Source organism: Paenibacillus sp. P4_A9 (assembly GCF_056402415.1).
In genome coordinates, this window is sequence record NZ_JBFUHL010000021.1 from 1 (window position 1) to 16,958 (window position 16,958).

The 16,958-nt window shown below is 45.7% G+C and carries 15 protein-coding genes; 5 read left to right on the plus strand and 10 right to left on the minus strand.

The genetic code is table 11. From position 1 onward, the window contains the following. Both AC1DVJ_RS15350 and AC1DVJ_RS15355 read right to left on the minus strand, forming a co-directional pair. The coding region (locus tag AC1DVJ_RS15350) for a carbohydrate ABC transporter permease (RefSeq protein ID WP_477592110.1) at window positions 1–508 on the minus strand (508 nt) is incomplete at its 3' end. An 88-nt stretch (window positions 509–596) separates the two neighbouring features. Next, window positions 597–1,916 carry an ABC transporter substrate-binding protein gene (locus tag AC1DVJ_RS15355; RefSeq protein WP_477592112.1) on the minus strand — a complete coding sequence of 440 codons (1,320 nt, stop codon included), beginning with the start codon at window positions 1,914–1,916 and terminating at the stop codon, window positions 597–599. 158 nt (window positions 1,917–2,074) lie between these two features. Here AC1DVJ_RS15355 and AC1DVJ_RS15360 point away from each other — a divergent pair, with 158 nt between their 5' ends. Then, the gene (locus AC1DVJ_RS15360) at window positions 2,075–2,293 is read left to right on the plus strand and encodes a hypothetical protein (RefSeq protein ID WP_477592113.1); all 219 of its coding nucleotides are present in this window, start codon (window positions 2,075–2,077) and stop codon (window positions 2,291–2,293) included. A gap of 336 nt (window positions 2,294–2,629) precedes the next feature. Here AC1DVJ_RS15360 and AC1DVJ_RS15365 read toward each other — a convergent pair whose 3' ends face one another. Both AC1DVJ_RS15365 and AC1DVJ_RS15370 read right to left on the minus strand, forming a co-directional pair. Then, window positions 2,630–2,875 (minus strand): hypothetical protein, encoded by a 246-nt coding sequence (locus tag AC1DVJ_RS15365; protein WP_477592114.1) that lies wholly within the window; start codon window positions 2,873–2,875, stop codon window positions 2,630–2,632. 347 nt (window positions 2,876–3,222) lie between these two features. Beyond that, window positions 3,223–4,314 carry a threonine aldolase family protein gene (locus tag AC1DVJ_RS15370; RefSeq protein WP_477592115.1) on the minus strand — a complete coding sequence of 364 codons (1,092 nt, stop codon included), beginning with the start codon at window positions 4,312–4,314 and terminating at the stop codon, window positions 3,223–3,225. A 110-nt stretch (window positions 4,315–4,424) separates the two neighbouring features. Here AC1DVJ_RS15370 and AC1DVJ_RS15375 point away from each other — a divergent pair, with 110 nt between their 5' ends. From AC1DVJ_RS15375 to AC1DVJ_RS15385, 3 genes are all read left to right on the plus strand, one after another. Further along, entirely contained in the window at window positions 4,425–4,724 is a 300-nt protein-coding gene (locus tag AC1DVJ_RS15375; protein WP_477592116.1) for a Rieske (2Fe-2S) protein, read from the plus strand. Between the two features lie 73 nt (window positions 4,725–4,797). Further along, window positions 4,798–6,141, plus strand: a complete 1,344-nt coding sequence (locus tag AC1DVJ_RS15380) for an amino acid permease (RefSeq protein ID WP_477592117.1) — start codon at window positions 4,798–4,800, stop codon at window positions 6,139–6,141. Between the two features lie 49 nt (window positions 6,142–6,190). Next, window positions 6,191–6,952, plus strand: coding sequence for a MerR family transcriptional regulator (locus AC1DVJ_RS15385; RefSeq protein WP_477592118.1), 762 nt, complete (start codon window positions 6,191–6,193; stop codon window positions 6,950–6,952). A gap of 167 nt (window positions 6,953–7,119) precedes the next feature. Here AC1DVJ_RS15385 and AC1DVJ_RS15390 read toward each other — a convergent pair whose 3' ends face one another. The 3 genes from AC1DVJ_RS15390 to AC1DVJ_RS15400 form a co-directional block, all read right to left on the minus strand. Beyond that, entirely contained in the window at window positions 7,120–8,502 is a 1,383-nt protein-coding gene (locus AC1DVJ_RS15390; RefSeq protein WP_477592119.1) for an MATE family efflux transporter, read from the minus strand. Between the two features lie 157 nt (window positions 8,503–8,659). Continuing rightward, the gene (locus tag AC1DVJ_RS15395; RefSeq protein ID WP_477592120.1) at window positions 8,660–9,679 is read right to left on the minus strand and encodes a Gfo/Idh/MocA family protein; all 1,020 of its coding nucleotides are present in this window, start codon (window positions 9,677–9,679) and stop codon (window positions 8,660–8,662) included. 1 nt (window position 9,680) lies between these two features. Then, window positions 9,681–10,523 (minus strand): sugar phosphate isomerase/epimerase family protein, encoded by an 843-nt coding sequence (locus AC1DVJ_RS15400; RefSeq protein WP_477592121.1) that lies wholly within the window; start codon window positions 10,521–10,523, stop codon window positions 9,681–9,683. Window positions 10,524–10,677: 154 nt separating this feature from the next. Here AC1DVJ_RS15400 and AC1DVJ_RS15405 point away from each other — a divergent pair, with 154 nt between their 5' ends. Continuing rightward, entirely contained in the window at window positions 10,678–11,586 is a 909-nt protein-coding gene (locus AC1DVJ_RS15405) for an AraC family transcriptional regulator (protein WP_477592122.1), read from the plus strand. 74 nt (window positions 11,587–11,660) lie between these two features. Here AC1DVJ_RS15405 and AC1DVJ_RS15410 read toward each other — a convergent pair whose 3' ends face one another. From AC1DVJ_RS15410 to AC1DVJ_RS15420, 3 genes are all read right to left on the minus strand, one after another. After that, a complete protein-coding gene (locus AC1DVJ_RS15410) occupies window positions 11,661–14,765 on the minus strand; it encodes an efflux RND transporter permease subunit (protein WP_477592123.1) in 3,105 nt (1,034 codons plus the stop codon). Between the two features lie 101 nt (window positions 14,766–14,866). After that, window positions 14,867–16,264 (minus strand): sensor histidine kinase, encoded by a 1,398-nt coding sequence (locus AC1DVJ_RS15415; RefSeq protein WP_477592124.1) that lies wholly within the window; start codon window positions 16,262–16,264, stop codon window positions 14,867–14,869. Continuing rightward, on the minus strand, window positions 16,261–16,938 hold the full coding sequence (locus AC1DVJ_RS15420; RefSeq protein ID WP_477592125.1) for a response regulator transcription factor: 678 nt from the start codon (window positions 16,936–16,938) through the stop codon (window positions 16,261–16,263). Before AC1DVJ_RS15420 ends, AC1DVJ_RS15415 begins: the two co-directional genes overlap by 4 nt. Window positions 16,939–16,958 lie beyond the last annotated feature (20 nt).

A 16,958-nucleotide genomic window follows, 5' to 3' on the forward strand; every position in this document is an offset into this window, starting at 1 on the left:
GTTTATCCGTCAGCCAGTGAATGTCACCAGGTAAACCAATGAGATGCAAGAACGCATTAATCGGGCCATGCTTCGAGTCGAAAAGTCGGAGCCATATGAAACTGATGACTGAGACGGAAAGTACATAAGGCAGGAAAAACATGGAACGGATAAGCGTTCGGAAACGGAGATTTTGATTAATCAACAGCGCTAAGACTAGGCCAAGTACAATAATTGTCGGTGTACAGATGATGACAAAGTAAATCGAGTGCCACAAATAGAGATAAAAATCGGAATCCGTGAAAATCTTTTTATAATTCGCAAAGCCTACATATCTCTGCATCCCCTGAATGCCCCATACATGCAAGCTCATCCAAGCGCCTCGCCCTACCGGCCACAGATAGAAGATGGCAAAAGGGATCAGAAACGGCAGCAGATACAGCATTGCCTTCAATTCCAAAGCTATTCGGAACGGTTTACGCTCGCGGAGGACCCATGTCCGATCACGCTCACTTACTTTAGTCTCCATTGGCTCTTCTCCTTGTTTCTTTCTGTATAAGATCGGGCGGAGCTCCCGTTAGCTTTCATGGAAGCTACACCCGATTTGAAACGGCGTATTAATTGGTTAAAATATCATTGATTTGCTTATCCATACTTTTCAAGCCATCTTCTGGCGATTGCTTACCGAAAAGGATGTTCTGCAGCGACTCAGATACTGTAGTAATAATCGTTGTGTACTTATCTGTTTTCGGTGCAAATTTCACCGTTTTTTGAGCATCGATAAAGAAATTACGGTATGGCAGCTTTTTGTACTCATCACTTGTTGTTACAGCGCTGTTTGATGGTACGTGTCCGGCTTGCCCCCACGTTTTGCCTCCAACCTCTGAGAAGTACTTCATGAATTTCGCCGAAGCTTCTTGTTTCTCTGTCGTTACATAAGAAGGAACTACAAGCAAATGTGAGCTTCCCCAGTGCGTTTGACTACCGAAGATGGCAGGCAGCGGCATGGCGCCAATATTCAAAGATTTGTCATTGAGCAATATTCCCGCTTCCCACACGCCTCCGAACCAAAGTGCTGCTTTCCCGCTGTGGAACGAATCCCAAGGCGTTTTATCATTCAAATCACTGTATTTGTTTTTGTATAAATCCATGTAAAACTTAAGGACACTCAACGCTTTATCATTGTTGATTGCGGATTTCGTCATATCACCATTCAAAATATCGCCGCCTGCTTCATAGTACAAATTCAGGAAAGGCTCTTGGAAGTAAGGTGTATTCACAGCTAGCGCCTGTACACCAGGTACCTTCGCTTGAATTTGCGCCAATGTTTTCTTAAACCCATCCGGCGTTAGATCACCTAACTTCGGCGTTCCATCGTCGTTCAGCAGCTCGGCTTTCTTAAGTAGATCCTTGTTGTAGTAGAACATATGGAAATGTGTATCTAACGGCACGGCGTACGGCTTTCCGTCATAGGATACGCTTTTGATATTGGAATCTGAGACTTGTTTCAGATCAAAGCCAACCTTGCTGGCAAGCCCATCAAGAGGTAAAATTTGCTTCGCTTTGACGAAAGGAGAAATCCGATCCACGTGAGCGACTGCAACATCAGGCCCTTTGGAAGAAGAAAGCGCCGTGCCTAGCTTCGCATAGTACTCATTGGATTCGAGGCGCAGCTGTTTCACGATGACTTCCTTTTGGGAATCGTTATACCCTTTGACAATCTGATCTACGAAATCGCCTTCGCCACCGCCGAAGCTATTCCAGAAGGTGATCTCTACCGGGCTCGTTGATTTCGTTGTCTCTGCCGCTTTCGTTGCCTCTGTTGTTGCTGTTGCACCTGTCGTTTTGGTATCGCTTTCTTTTGTACTCGAACAGCCTGTCGCTACCATAGCAAGCGCAATACTTGCGGTAAGTAAGCTAGTTAATTTCTTTTTCATAGTGATAAACAACCCTCTCTCATTCGGTTTATGTTTTTTTCGAAAGCCCTTTCACTTCCTTGTAAGGGCTTTCCTTGGTTCTAACTTTACAGTGAATCGGTCATCGTCTAAACCGATAAAACCCTCAACTTTAGGGAACAAACATAAGAAAAGATTAAATGGTGTTACTGGTAAAAGGAGACGATGTTACGATTGGAGGGGGCAATCGTACGGGTGGTGGGGGACGAGGGAAATACGGCGTAGCTGTAGCGACATTCTGGGGCGAGATAGTCGAAATAATCGACAATCTCGTAGAGTGTCATTTCGGCTACCGGCCTCGCTCGGAAGCTGGATATTCCAGCGTCAGAGTCTCTTTTCGGCTAGTGGCCATGCTCTGAAGCTGGATATTCCAGCGTCAGAGTGTCGTTTCGGCTACCGGCCTCGCTCGGAAGCTGGATATTCCAGCGTCAGAGTGTCTTTTCGGCGAGCGGCCTTGCTCGGAAGCTGGATATTCCAGCTTCAAAGTCTCTTTTCGGCTTGCGGCAATGCTCGGAAGCTGGATATTCCAGCGTCAGCGTGTCATTTCGGCTAGCGGCCTCGCTCGGAAGCTGGATATTCCAGCGTCAGAGTCTCTTTTCGGCTTGCGGCCATGCTCTGAAGGGCTGCAGCAAAAAAAAGAGCCCGCAGGCTCTTTCTCACATTTGATTTTAGTTAATTAGTTAATCGAAATATTGTCAAAGCTCACGCTGTTGCCGAAACCGCCACGCACTCCGATCGTCCCATTCGAGAAAGTCGTTTGCTGCGGTTTGATACATCGCTGACCAAAAAGAGTTACCGAAAGCAGTTGTATCGTTTGTATACCAAGTATTCCCGTAATCATTGGAAATGGAGAGAACATTCGCATTGGAAGTTAACAAGATCCAGCCATCCGTGAGTGAAAGCAGAAAAGGTCCGCCTTGCTGGCTAAAAATAACGTCCATTCAACTTTAGCAGCGGCCTATTGCAAATACCCCTCCCTCTGACCGATAGATACCCAATGTAAGGGCTTACTTTTTGAAGTATACCGATTCCACCACCTAACAAACACCTACAATCTGACGAACTGAGGTGAACAATATTACGATATTGAGAAAAACTTCTATCGAAGTAATTCGACGAGGCGCGACCGCGTTTTAGATGTTGTTTTTATCGCCAATAAGAATTTGTTCTTCCGAGTACCGGAAACTTATTAATTCTGATGTAGTTAAAAAGCGCACAATCGTTTCTCACCACGAATGGTCAAGAAACAACGGTGCGCTATTGGTAGCGTAGTCTTCTATAGTCGCTGTTAGGCCTCTTTCAAATCCGCATCTAACTTCTCAAACGTGCGCTTCAGAACATCCTTCGGAGTTACCGCATAAGCATCGCCTATGCTCACCTCAAACAAACACTTCCCATCGCTCGACTCTCGCAGATAATGGATCAACCCTACGCCTGTCTCCGCGTACAACCCAACGAGGATAGGCTCCAACTTCTCTTTCGGCATCGCGATATGAACGTGGAACATATTCGTCACGGGTACCCGCGGTAAGGTAGTCACGAGATGACAGCTATTGTACAGCGCAGCAAGCTCTACCGCTTCCTCATAGTATTGCCTCATCTTAGGCTCACGCTGCTTGAAATAGTGGCTCGCACTAAGGTAATACGGATAGAGGCTGATCAAATCACCGCCATGCCGCCTTTTCCACACCTTCGATTTCGCGGTAAACGCCTCTTCCCCAGCCAGAATAGCCCCTGCAAGGCCGCCAATTCCTTTATAGAACGAAATATAAACACTGTCGAAAAGCGCACACAGCTCCGTCGCGGTCTTCCGATAATACGGCAGCACTTCATATAATCTGGCGCCATCCAGATGCAGCTTGATCCCTTTGGCACGGCAATGCGCCGAAATCGTAACCAGCTCCTCATACGGAGGAAGCACACCACCGATTTCTCGCTGTGGCAGTTCAATCAAGAGACATGCAATCTCTTGATCCAGCGTTAGGATCTCATCCAAATGAATCAATCGATCCTTCTCGCCCAATAAAATCGATTCAATCTGGTGCAGCTCCTTCAGGCCATCCTCTTCATGGATTTCCAAATGGCTTAAAGGATGATACGCGACCTTGCGGATTCCCTTCTCATCACACCAAATGCGTAGGGCAATTTGCTGCGCCATCGTCCCGCTCGGGAAAAATACAGCCTTCTCCTTCCCCAGATAAGCGGCCATTTCTGCCTGAAAACTCTCTATACCTTCACCTGTTCCATAAATATCACTTTCAAGCTGGCCATCCAGCTCATCCAAGGCTTCTTTCAGAATTTGGATATTCCTGCGACCATGCCCTCCAACCGGATAGGAGGTTTGGCGAAATGCTGCTGCTAATGGAGATAATGTACTCATGTGAATCGTGCTCCTTTGTTTTTGCCATTTGCATAGAGATCTTTACTGTCGTTTGAATTATAATGAGGTTATGTACTCACAAGAAATCCCTTATGTAAAGGAGCATTCCCATGAATGAAATCCATATTGGTTCTAAAGATCAGTTTACTGCAAACCCGTCCGAAGTCAAAGTGAATGGCAATCGCTTCTTCCTTACGGAAGCCGATGGTGTCTACACACTGCTCTCCAGTCGTTGCCCTCACGCCGGCTATGAGGTTGAGCTTGAAAATGGCGAGCTTGAGTGTCCGCTGCATGGCTGGACCTTTGAATTGCACACGGGTCGGTGCCATAATGTCCCTAACGCGAGGCTTAAACCGTTTGAAGTTATCGAAAGAGAAGGGCTGCTATTCGCTCTGATGGACCTATCCTAACTGTATATTTTACCAATAGACAAGCTATACTATGGGCTGTTGTCAATCTCTCTTGAACGGCTTAGGAGGCGGCATGTCCAATAAAGCAACCCCAACAAAGAACAGCACGATGACTTGGTGGCAACTATCGCTCCTCGGCGTCGCCTGTACGTTAGGAACTGGCTACTTTCTCGGAGCTGGTATCGGCCTAACTATGGGTGGCGCTTCGATGCTCTTTTTGTTCATTTTCGCGGCAATAGGCACTTATTTCGTTCTTGATGTTTTACTTCTTATGACGAGTGAGAATCCACAACAAGGTTCATTTCGTACTTATGCCAAATTAGCCTATGGCCGCTGGGCCGGCTTCAGCTGCGGTTGGATTTACTGGGGCTCGCAGTTGATGATCATGGGGAGTCAGTTAGCTGCACTCTCCTTGTTTACGCGATTCTGGTTTCCCACGATCCCGATGTGGGTGTTCGCTTTGATCTATGCCAGTMTCGGCGTAGGTGTCATCTTGCTCGGGGCGAAAGCTTTTGAGCGTTCGGAGCATATTTTCGCGCTCATCAAGGTATCTGCTCTCTTGATATTTCTCCTCCTTGCTGGTGCCGCGGTACTAGGCTGGATCTCGGGCGGACTTCATCCGCTTTCATTTCCGATCTCTGCTAACACCTTTTTGCCAGCGGGGCTCAAAGGCACTTGGTCATCCTTCATCTATGCCTTCTACGCCTTCGGCGGTACGGAAATGATGGGGCTTTTCGCCATGCGCTTAAAGAAATCGAACGAAGCTCACAAATCTGGTTCCATCATGATCCTCCTTTTAACAATCCTCTATATGGTCTCGCTTTTCCTAGTCCTAACCCTGCTACCCTTACACGCCGTTCATGATAAAAAGAGTCCCTTCCAGGTTAGCTTGGAAAGCTACTCGCTACCCTATGTTCCACATGTGTTCAATGGCATCCTCATTATTGCCGCCTTCTCCACAATGGTTGCTTCCTTATTCGCGGTTACTGCTATGCTGGTCGCACTCGCGAAGGATCATGACGCTCCACGGATATTCACCCGTACTACAAGTGGAAAGAGGCAGATTCCTTATCCTGCTCTTGCTTTAACTTCCGGAGGAATGGCTGCTGCTATTGTGCTTTCTCTGCTTTTACCTGAGGGGATGTATACGGTTATATCCACTGCGGCAGGTCTTACCTTGCTTTTTATCTGGTTATTGATCTTGCTTTCTTCAGGACGTTTGCTTGCCCACACACCTTTGCGAATGTTCAAACGGTGGACAGGTCTGCTACTCATTCTTTGCGCCATTTCCGGAGCGGCTTTTCACCCTACCACGCGTCCTGGTTTCTTTGTTAGCTTGCTTTTCATCGTGCTGGTTGCTGTTATAACCTACGTCGTTCATTTCACATGGCCAACCAACGCTAAAAAAAGGTATTGACATTAACGCTACGTAAAGCTTTAAAGTTAAGTTGTCAGGAGGTGAGCAGATGGAATACACGGTACAGCACTTGGGGAAGTTGGCTGGAATCAGCACTCGTACTTTGCGCTATTATGATGAGATTGAGCTTCTTATGCCGGCAAGAATCAACTCATCCGGATATCGCATTTATGGGCAAGCGGAGGTAGATAAGCTGCAGCAAATCCTATTTTATCGGGAGCTGGGAATCTCTTTGGAGCAGATCAAAGACATCATGTCGTCGCCTACCTTTGACGGAACCAGTGCGCTGAGGGACCATCGAGATCAGCTTCTCGACAAGCGAAAACAATTGGATCTACTCATTGCGAATGTAGAACAAACCATTGCTTCTAAAGAAGGGAGACTTACTATGTCCAATAAACAGAAATTTGAAGGCTTTAAACAAAAGCTAATTGATGATAACGAGAAGAAATACGGGAAAGAAATTCGTGAGAAATACGGCGATGATCAAGTAAATAAGAGCAATCACAAGATAGCCAATATGACGCAAGAGCAGCATGAAGAGGTTACACGTTTGGCTGAAGAAGTAACCGTTACGTTAGCGGAGGCTTTTAAGCAAGGTGATCCCGCCAGTGAATTGGCTCAAAAAGCAGCTGACTTACACAGACAATGGCTCATGTTCTATTGGAGTGAATATAGCAAAGAAGCCCACGCAGGACTTGCCCAAATGTACGTGGATGATGAGCGGTTCAAAGCTTACTATGATGTGAAGCAACCCGGTACGGCTGAATTTCTGAGAGATGCGATTCTCATATATACAGGGGGACACTAGCACTTTTTCTATGATTTCTTGTAAACATCCAATTCTTTTACAAGAAACTGAATATAGTATTATTACCAGCCGCCAGCCACAACCCCTTCTTGTCACCCTTTTTATATGCAAAAGAATCCCAAGACTCTCTCAAAGAGTTTTGGGATTCTTCGCTTTTATAGATAAGATTAAACTGATTTGGCTAAAACTTCGCTGCTTGGTCTAACCAGTGATTTGCTTTGCCATACGCGGCTTCGCCAACGTAGATACATCAGCACGCCTCTCGTCCATTCATCGACTGTAAAAGCAATCCATACACCAAGCAGGCCCATTTCTAGATGAATCCCTAGCCAATAGGATAAGGGCACTGCAATCCCCCACATGGAGACAACCCCCATCATGACCGGGAATCTAGCATCACCTGCTGCACGCAAGGAATTAATGACAACTAAGTTAAAGGTTCGCCCCGGCTCCAGAATGATAGAAAGAAGTAGAATCGTCGATCCCATAGCAATGATATCGGGATTATCTGTGAATAGTCCAAGCAGTTCTTTACGGAAAATCGACGTGATCCCAACGATTACGAAGGTCAGAACAAAGGTAATCTTCAGGCTTCGGATTAATTTATGATAAGCCGCTTGAAAAGCCCCGGCACCTACCATGTGCCCAATAATAATTTCCGTCCCCATGCCAATCGCCAAACCCAGCGCCATGAAATAATTGGTCACGTTCATGACGTAAACATGTGCACTTAATGCCGTAGCCCCGATAATATTAATGAAGCTGAAAATCATCAAGTATTGGGACTGCCAAGATACATGCTCACCCGCGGAAGGTAATCCAATGCTAAGTATTTGTTTAACTATGCGAGAATTGAAGCTCACATAATGCTTGAGCAGGATAGGAACCTGTAAGCGGCGATACAAGATGACGACAAGAACAATGAGTCCAAGGAGTCGACTGACAATCGTTGACACTGCCGCGCCAGTTACCCCCCACTCGGGGAATCCTAGGTTACCGAAAATCAAGAGAGAGTTACCCACAATGTGGATCACATTGACCCCCAACGTAACGTACATAACGTCCCGCGTCTGACCATTGGAGCGCAGTACCGAAGAAATTGCATACGACAATGCTTCAATCCAGATAAATGCGGAGATTAAATTTAAATACTTTTTAGCGATCGCGATTTGCTCTGGTGCCAAATGAATCAGATGCATCAATGGCTCGCCAAAAACGACTAAAGCGATACTCACGATTACACCGAAAATCAGATTTATAGTGATCGCTAATGCTGAAATCCGACTCGCTTCCTTCACCTTGCCTGCTCCAAGATGCTGCGCGACGGCCACACTTGTTCCGATACCAACAAAGCCAAACATCAGAATACAGAATACGATAATTTCATTCGCCAAGCCCACGGCTCCGGTTACTTCATCCGAAATTCGGCTTAGCATAAATACATCCGCGGTTCCTAACATCATACGTAAAACAGAGTCTATAAAAATCGGCCAAGTGACTGCGAATAGACGGAGCTTTTGCCACGATGCTGTTGAATCTATGTCTGTCATTCGTACTCACCTCTAGTTATTGCAAATGCTATTAGCATAGAATACGAAAGCGATTGCAGTCAATGAAAATGATTAACTTCGATTCCTTCGTCACATTTATATATGCAAAAAAACCTTGGAAATCGTTATCGATTCCCAAGGTCAACATTCTAGCTTCCTACTTCACCTGCACCCAAGCACCTTTATTATCAGCAGACGCCATCTCCGCCACAGCAATATCAATGGTTCCCATTGTACTTGCAGGCGTTGCCGTTGTCACCGATTGTCCTGCGAGAAGCGTCTCCACGAAGTATTTCAGCTCCAGGTAATAGCCCATCTCTGGTGAGATCTCCGGGCTGAACCCAGGGCCATCATTCAAGTTCACTTTCAAACCGCTCGCGTTGAAAATAAGGTTAGCCTTCTCAAAGTTAACTCGGAACAACATTTCGAAGCCATAATCGCCTTCCATTGTCCAGTCGGCTTGCGCATTAATGACTTTGCCATCACCGTACAAATAGTTTGTAGACACGACATCATAACCGCTGCCCGGAACCACATTTCGTGCCAAGCAAGAAACAGATTCTGGTTTACCGAACAGCCAATTGACCATATCGATATCGTGAACATGCATATCCAATAAGGCGCCACCGCTCTTCTCTTTATCGATCAGCCACGGTCCCCATGTCGGTGTAGCACCGCCGCGGTAGAAATACCCGCTAGTCACTTTACCATAAGTCCCATTCTCCACAGCTTCTTTCAAATACACATACGCCGGCCAAAAGCGCAAACACTGTCCGATCATCAACTGCTTGCCATTCGCTTCTGCTGCTGCAATCATCTCTTCGCACTCTTGAGAATTGGAAGCCATCGGCTTCTCACATAGCACGTGCAATCCTTTATTTAAACATTCAATCGTAATATCGCGGTGCAAATAAGTCGGCAGGGCCAAATCCACGTAATCCAGCTGTTCCTTCTCGATCATTTCGGATACACTAGTGTACTTCGCATACAAGCTAAAATCAATCGCAGAATCACCTGTATCAATATTGCCGGCAACCGCGTTGCCTTCTAGCTTCTCCGGATCGATATCACATAATGCCACGACTTTAATCGCAAGGCCTTCTGCTTCCAATCGTACGTAATTCTCCAAATGTGTTCTTCCCATGAACCCTAATCCAACTAGTCCGATTCTTAACATCTTATTTCCTCCCCAGAATAGCATCCATAGCGCCAGATGTGTTATATACGATTTGCTCGCCGTGATGCGTATAGCCAGGAATCATTTCAGCGGTCACATAATCTTCATACCCAATCGATTGAAGGGCATTCATAACTGCTGGATAGTTCACATCACCTGCAAGGAGATCAACGAAGCCATGCAAGCCGCCAGCTGCGCGGCGATAATCCTTGAAATGCACTTTTTTGATACGATGACTCAAAATAGAAATCCAATGCTCCGGATACCCAGAGAATATGACATTCCCTACATCAAAGTAAGCACCAACGTAAGGGGAATTAACTTTGTCAATGAAATCCCGCATCTCCAGCGGTGATAGTAAGAATTTGTTCCATACATTTTCGATCCCAATTGAAACCTTCAAGGATTCTGCTAATTTAGATAGCTCCTGAATCGCTTCTAGTGAGTAGTCATACGCTTGGTCATAGGGCACTACTTCTGAATCGGGGATGAAATCAACACCTACCGCACCAGGCACGACTAGAATCGTATCTACACCAAGTACCGCGGCATGCTCAAGCTGCTTCTTCACGATATCTTTGGCCTTCTGACGGATTTGCGGTTGACTGCTTGTCAACGAATACGACCAGAATAAGCCTGTTGCAAGACTACTTATCTCAATACCTGTTTCGTCAGCATGCTGACGGTAGGCACGAACTTCATTTTCTGTACTTTCAAGACTAAGCTCGCCCGTTTCATTCAGAGCTAACTCGATGCCGTCGAAGCCGGCTTTTTTCGCTGTCGTAATACAATCCTTCACGCTCATTGAGCCTGGGAATGACCAAATATTAATCCCTTTTTTCATTGTTATCTCCTCCGCTTCTTTCCTTAATTATAAAAGAGGATCGTCCGATAGGATTTATCTTTAAAGCCGAATTATTTGCACTTTAGCTATATGGATTGTGGTGGTAAAATAAGCTGTAATCGGGAAGATAATCCCCCTAGAGAGGACGGACACCATGGAATTCCCAAGGATCTATTTACAGGAATCACTTTCGATCGAAGCGCTTATTTCCTTTCACTATTTTGAATATGCTAAAGGCTTTGTTTTCGACGGCGAGCAGCATGACTTCTGGGAAATTCTCTATGTGGACAAGGGTGAGGTAGAGGTTCGCGCCGACGATGTCATTCATACCCTCGGGCAAGGGAATATGATTTTTCACAAGCCTGAGGAGTTCCACACCGTACATGTCAGACATGCGCATAAGCCGCCGAATCTCATCGTCATCGCCTTCGCCTGCCATTCTGAGGCCATGTTCCAGCTAGCTAATAAAGTCGTAGCGTTGGGTGATCGCGAACGCAATATCCTGTCGAACATCACGCAAGAGGGCTTTCATGCCTTTCTACCTCCGTTCGACTCGCCATCCGTTCATTTACTAGAAAGACATGGTGGAGCGCCGTTTGCTAGTGAACAGCTCATCAAAGCTTATTTAGAAATACTTCTCATCACACTCATCCGTAAACAAGAAGCAGGGGTAAGCGTTCAGGAAACTCAGAAATTGAAGCAATCCTCTCTGCAAAAAGAAAAAGCTGAGCATKGGTTGGTAGGACAGATTATCGATTATTTGAGCGATCATCTTGCTGATTCCTTTACCCTAGATGACCTCTGCCAAACCTTTCATCTGGGCAAAAGCCGCATGAAGGAGCTTTTCCAATCCCAGAAGGGGATGGGTGTCATGGAAGCCTTCAAATCGCTCAAAATCGAGCAAGCCAAAACGTATTTGCGAGAAGGCACGCACAATATCACAGAGATTGCTAACCTGCTTGGCTATACCAGCATTCATTATTTTTCTAGAGATTTTAAGAAAACGCTTGGCATGTCACCCTCGGATTATGCGAAATCAGTGAAAGCTAGAGTCCAGCTATAGACGCTTTTCACAAGTAAAAAAGGCAGCCTCACGTAGTTTATTTCTACGCAAGGTCTGCCTTTTTCATTAGACGATTAGATATTCACTTGTTGACCATCAGTTCTTTTACTTCGTTTAAACATGCGTCCGAGTCTGTTTTTGGCGCTATCAATCAGCTCGTATACGATCGGAACGACCACAAGTGTCAAGATCGTTGAAGTAATCAAACCGCCGATTACAACAACCCCGAGACCTCTCCCGATTAAACCACCCTCGCCTGAAATACCGAGTGCTAGAGGAACTAACGCCATAATCGTCGCGCCAGCCGTCATAATAATTGGACGAAGTCTGATTTTACCCGCTTCAATTAATGCATGGCGGACCGTGTAGCCCTCCTCGCGAAGCTGCTGTGCCCGGTCGATCAAGACAATCGCGTTCGTGACGACGATACCGATCAACATCAGGAAACCGATCATCGAAGTTACCGTTAACGGTTCCCTTGTAATAACAAGTCCTAGAAGTCCTCCGATGACGGCAAGAGGCAATGAGAACAGGATGGCAAACGGTGCACTTGCATTGCCGAACGCCAGAACCATAATCAAGTAAACCACGAATACGGCAGCGGCCATCGCAACAAACAACTGTGTAAAGCTCTCCGTGACATCTTCCGAAACCCCACTGATTTTCGGTGTAACCCCATCAGGTAATGTAAGCTCCTCAAGTGCATCAGACAGCTTTGAGCTTACAGCTGTTTTGTCAGACGAATTGATTTTGGCCGAAACTTTGACAAGCTGCGCTTGAGCTTCTCTGACAAGGGAGACAGCGCCTTGCTTTTCGTTAATCTTGGCAACGTCTTTTAGCGTCAGCGGCGTGCCTGTCATCCCCGTCATCGGAATATTACCAAGCTTCTCTATCGAGTTTTTGTCCGCTTGATTCATAGAAACCGTAGTCGTGTAGACCACGTTATCGAAACGCATGTCACCTAGATTTTGCTTTTGGATCCAAGCACGTGCCGTATCTCTGACTGTAGCAGCGCTCAGGCCATATTCTCTTGCCTTTTTCTGATCAATCACAATTTCAATTTCAGCTTTGGCGTCACTTAGATTATCTTCAATTTCAGCAAGCTCTGGGAAGGTTTTCAGCTTCTCAATAACCATCCCTGCGGCTTTCTCCAGCTGCGCTTGATCATCCCCTTGAAGGGTATAAGCGAAATCTGTACTGGTAGCGCCAAAGTCACCTTCCATCGATTTCGGTTCAGCCTCAGAACCACTCGGTAATTGCGATAAAATATACGCTTTCGTGTCGGCCTTCACTAGTTCTGGATCTTCGCCTTCATTTACTTGTACGAAAATCTGTGAAGCGTATGGCACCTGGTCATCATCATTCCCCGCGTAGCCAACAAGCGCTTCTACGAACTTGAATACGGGCTCGCCTTGGGCATCCTTTTTAGCTAACAATACGGTTTCGATGTCTTTCGTTTTGGCATCTGTTGTTTCAAATGAAGTTGAATTCGGCAATTTCAATTGGAAATACATTGTTGACGATGCAGATGAGTTAGGTAAGAACGAAACAGATAGGAATGGAATTGTTCCTGCCATGGTTCCAACAAGTAACACTAGAGCAATTAGAAGCGTTTTAACGCGATTTTTCAAGCTCCATGTGAGAACTTTTTCATAGAACGTCGTTAGCTTACTAGCTTTATTCTCATCATGATGTACTTTGCCTGCCTTACTGCGTAATACAAGCAATTTGGAAAGCATCGGAATGACCGTTAGCGCAACAATTAGGGAAGATAACAACGCACAAGCAATCGTTAATGCGAAAGGCCGGAAGAATTCTCCTACAATTCCTGTGACCAAGGCTAGTGGAGCAAATACCCCAACGGTTGCCAAGGTAGAGGATGTGATCGCCATCGATACCTGTTTCGTTGCAAGTGCAATAACGGATTCTTTCCGTTCCTGCGCTTTTTCTAAGGATGCATATATATTTTCAATAACAACAATCGAGTCATCAACAACACGTCCTACGGCAATAAAGATACCGCCCAGCGTCATCGTATTTAGTGTAAGGCCTAACTGCGACATTAGTAATAAGGTGATCAAAATGGAAAGCGGAATCGATACAAGCACGATGAGTGTCATCCGTACGTTACGTAAGAAGATCAAAATCATCAGGGATGCGAGCACAGCGCCAATGATCCCTTCACGAACAAGTCCTGAGATCGATTCTTTAATTTGATCCGCACTGTCGTATGTGTTCATAAAAGTAATGTTCGGTAAAGACGTCTTCCATTCCGCAATGTGCGATTCAATTTCTTCGGAGAATTCAACCGCATTCGCACTGCCAGCTTTATATAAAATCATCCCAATCGCTGGCTTGCCATCCAATCGCCCATTGAAATTAGATTCGGTGATCGTTTTTACTTTGGAAACTTGATCTAGTGTAACAACTGCTCCCTTAGGAGTAGCGATCTCTATTTTTTGCAGATCATTTAAACTGGATAAATTGCCTGTTACACGCGTCATTTTGCTAGTACCTTCAACTTCAATCGCTCCAATTGGCGATTTCGTCGCGGCCCCATTAATGGCTAGGCTGACTTGCCCTGGTGATAGGCCATTCGCAGCAAGCGCCGCAGCATCTAGCTCGATATCGAGCGAGGTCGCTCGAGCGCCGATCACGTCCATGTGGTCGATCCCTTTGATGCCTTCTAATCCAGGTTTAATGGTATCTTTAAAGGATTTGTCCAGCTCCGTTTGACTGACACCCTCATTGGCATAGGCAACTAAATAATTCGAAGGAAAGGAGGCCGCGCCGAAAGTGGATGCCTTTGGTGGACTAGCTGTCGCTGGCAGAGCAACGGTAGAAATCGCATCCTGTACAGCTTGCTTCTTTTTATCAATATCTACATTCTGCTTGAAGAAAACAATGACCATGGAGAAATTATCGCTAGACGTGGACTGCATCGAATCCAAATCCTCTAAATTCGCTAGCTTTTTCTCAATAGGTACCGTAATTTCATCCATCACGTCCTTCGGAGCACCTGTATAGGTTGTTGTAATCGCGACAACTGGGAAAGATACATTGGGCATGTTCTCTTCCTTCAGCTGTGTTGCTGAATACAAACCTCCTACAAATAGCATAATCATAATGATAAAAATGGCTGAAACATTTTTCATCGAAAATCTTGTGAGTAGATTCATTCTTTTCTCCCCTTACTATGTCTTTGTGAGATAAAGATACAGGTCGAATATGAACCCAATATGAACAACGAAAAAAATCTTGGTGAACATCACCAAGATTCCTATTCATTCTTTTTAGAGTGTGCTTGCATGGTTGGCAACACAATTAGAAATTGCGTTCCCTTCCCAAGTTCACTATGTACCTCAATGGTTCCATGATGCATGTCAATGATTTTCCTCGTAATCGCAAGACCAAGACCGCTTCCACTACCTCGCTGTCTTGCTTGATCCACTTTATAGAATCGCTCAAAGATCCGTCCTTGCGCATCGATGGGTATTCCGATTCCCGAATCTTGAATCCAAATTTGAACCCGATCTCGCAAAGCGACAATCTTGATGTGAATATGTCCTTGATCTGGCGTGAATTTAATCGCATTGCCGATCACATTCATCCACACCTGGTTTAATTGATCGCTATCAGCCATGATTTTCACGCGAGGTAGGGCAAGGTCCATATCTAACTCTTTCACTGACCATTGTGGTTCATAGAAAACGACGATACGACGCAATTGCTCGTCCAAATCGTAGGTCGTGGGATGAAAAGGGTGATGCTCTGACTCTAAGGATGCTAGCTTTAGCAAATTGTCACTTAGGCGAGAAAGACGTTCACTTTCACGTTCAATAATTTCCAAGTACTTGCTGCGATCGCTTTCATCCACATCAGACTCTCTTAACGCTTTGGAAAAGCCTCGAATCGAGGTTAGCGGAGATTGAATCTCATGTGACACATTCGAAACGAAATCCTGCCGCATCTGCTCTAGCTGTTTGAGCTCCCCTGCCATATGATTAAAGCTCTCAGCTAATTTGCCCAACTCGTCCTTGTTTTTCACACTAACACTGACATTGAAATTACCGCGAGCCAGCTTCTCTGTCGCTAGAGTCAGCTTTTTCAACGGGTTCACTAGATAGCGCGATGCGATTAGAATGAGAATACTGCCCACGATCAGGACAAGGATAAGCACAAATATAATGATGGATTGAACTTGATGGCGTGCAGCTTCTGTAAAATTCGTAAGTATAAACAAGGCGTGGCTCTGATCTCCGACGGTAATCGGAATCCCTACTTTTATCGAGGTAATGCCATTAAAGGGGGCACTAGAATCCAAGCTTTTATAGATATTTCCCTTCAACACATCCGAAACTTCTGAGGGTTGGATGCGCGGCTTCCCCTTTGTATCCATAGGGATCGGTGCTGAGGTTTCACCTTGAGAATCAAACAATGTAAACAAATAATTATCATTCAGCCGATTGCTGCCCCTGACAAAGGCATCTAAGTTCTCTGGTTGAACTTCATCGCTCAACTTGACAATTTGACGCCCGACCGCAAGCATCTCAGATTGGAATTGCGTGGAGATGATATTCGTAAAAAAAGTCATGGCCAATGGAAATGCAACCAGCACGCTGACAACAACAACCGCTAGAAAAGTAACAACCACACGTAAATAGAGCGTCTTGATCATACCTTCACCTCAAGCCTGTAGCCTAATCCACGTATGGTTGTAATTTGAAACCCCTCTGCGTAAGGTTCGAAGCGTTCCCGCAACCGTTTAATGTGGACGTCCACGGTACGTTCATCCCCTTCATAATCCATACCCCATATGAGTTCAATCAGTTGTGTGCGGGTGAATATTTGTCCAGCATGGCTAGCGAACTTGTATAACAACTCAAATTCCTTCAATGGCAACGTCATTCGCAGGTCCTGTAGACGTACTTCGTATGTCGTTCGATCGATGGTCATGCCGCCGATCATGATGATTTGCGAGGAATTAATCCGATAACGCTTGAGCAGCGCTTTGACTCTCATCACCAACTCCACAGGATCAAAAGGCTTCACCAAATAATCATCCGTACCGAGCTGGAAGCCCTTCACTTTATGAACAGACTCGCTCTTTGCAGTCACCATCAGCAAAGGGAGATCTGGATAATGCGTACGCAATTCGCGGCACAGCTCCCAACCGTCCATGAGCGGCATCATGATATCCAACACGACTAAGTCAGCAGGCGTAGCTTCCATGAGTTGGAGCGCTTCTTTCCCATGGCTTGCTTGCATAACCGTTAGGCCTTCCCCTGCCAAATAAACGCGAATCAGCTCCCTGATATCAGCGTCATCATCAACAACAAGTATACGAGTCATGCATGCACCGCCTTTCTAAA

What these genes read in the sequence shown, in the direction of transcription:
- AC1DVJ_RS15410 (WP_477592123.1), bottom strand. Translation starts at nt 14,765, where the DNA reads ATGAATCTACTCACAAGATTTTCGATGAAAAATGTTTCAGCCATTTTT.
- AC1DVJ_RS15415 (WP_477592124.1), bottom strand. Translation starts at nt 16,264, where the DNA reads ATGATCAAGACGCTCTATTTACGTGTGGTTGTTACTTTTCTAGCGGTT.
- AC1DVJ_RS15395 (WP_477592120.1), bottom strand. Translation starts at nt 9,679, where the DNA reads ATGTTAAGAATCGGACTAGTTGGATTAGGGTTCATGGGAAGAACACAT.
- AC1DVJ_RS15420 (WP_477592125.1), bottom strand. Translation starts at nt 16,938, where the DNA reads ATGACTCGTATACTTGTTGTTGATGATGACGCTGATATCAGGGAGCTG.
- AC1DVJ_RS15390 (WP_477592119.1), bottom strand. Translation starts at nt 8,502, where the DNA reads ATGACAGACATAGATTCAACAGCATCGTGGCAAAAGCTCCGTCTATTC.
- AC1DVJ_RS15370 (WP_477592115.1), bottom strand. Translation starts at nt 4,314, where the DNA reads ATGAGTACATTATCTCCATTAGCAGCAGCATTTCGCCAAACCTCCTAT.
- AC1DVJ_RS15375 (WP_477592116.1), top strand. Translation starts at nt 4,425, where the DNA reads ATGAATGAAATCCATATTGGTTCTAAAGATCAGTTTACTGCAAACCCG.
- AC1DVJ_RS15365 (WP_477592114.1), bottom strand. Translation starts at nt 2,875, where the DNA reads ATGGACGTTATTTTTAGCCAGCAAGGCGGACCTTTTCTGCTTTCACTC.
- AC1DVJ_RS15355 (WP_477592112.1), bottom strand. Translation starts at nt 1,916, where the DNA reads ATGAAAAAGAAATTAACTAGCTTACTTACCGCAAGTATTGCGCTTGCT.
- AC1DVJ_RS15400 (WP_477592121.1), bottom strand. Translation starts at nt 10,523, where the DNA reads ATGAAAAAAGGGATTAATATTTGGTCATTCCCAGGCTCAATGAGCGTG.
- AC1DVJ_RS15385 (WP_477592118.1), top strand. Translation starts at nt 6,191, where the DNA reads ATGGAATACACGGTACAGCACTTGGGGAAGTTGGCTGGAATCAGCACT.
- AC1DVJ_RS15360 (WP_477592113.1), top strand. Translation starts at nt 2,075, where the DNA reads ATGGTGTTACTGGTAAAAGGAGACGATGTTACGATTGGAGGGGGCAAT.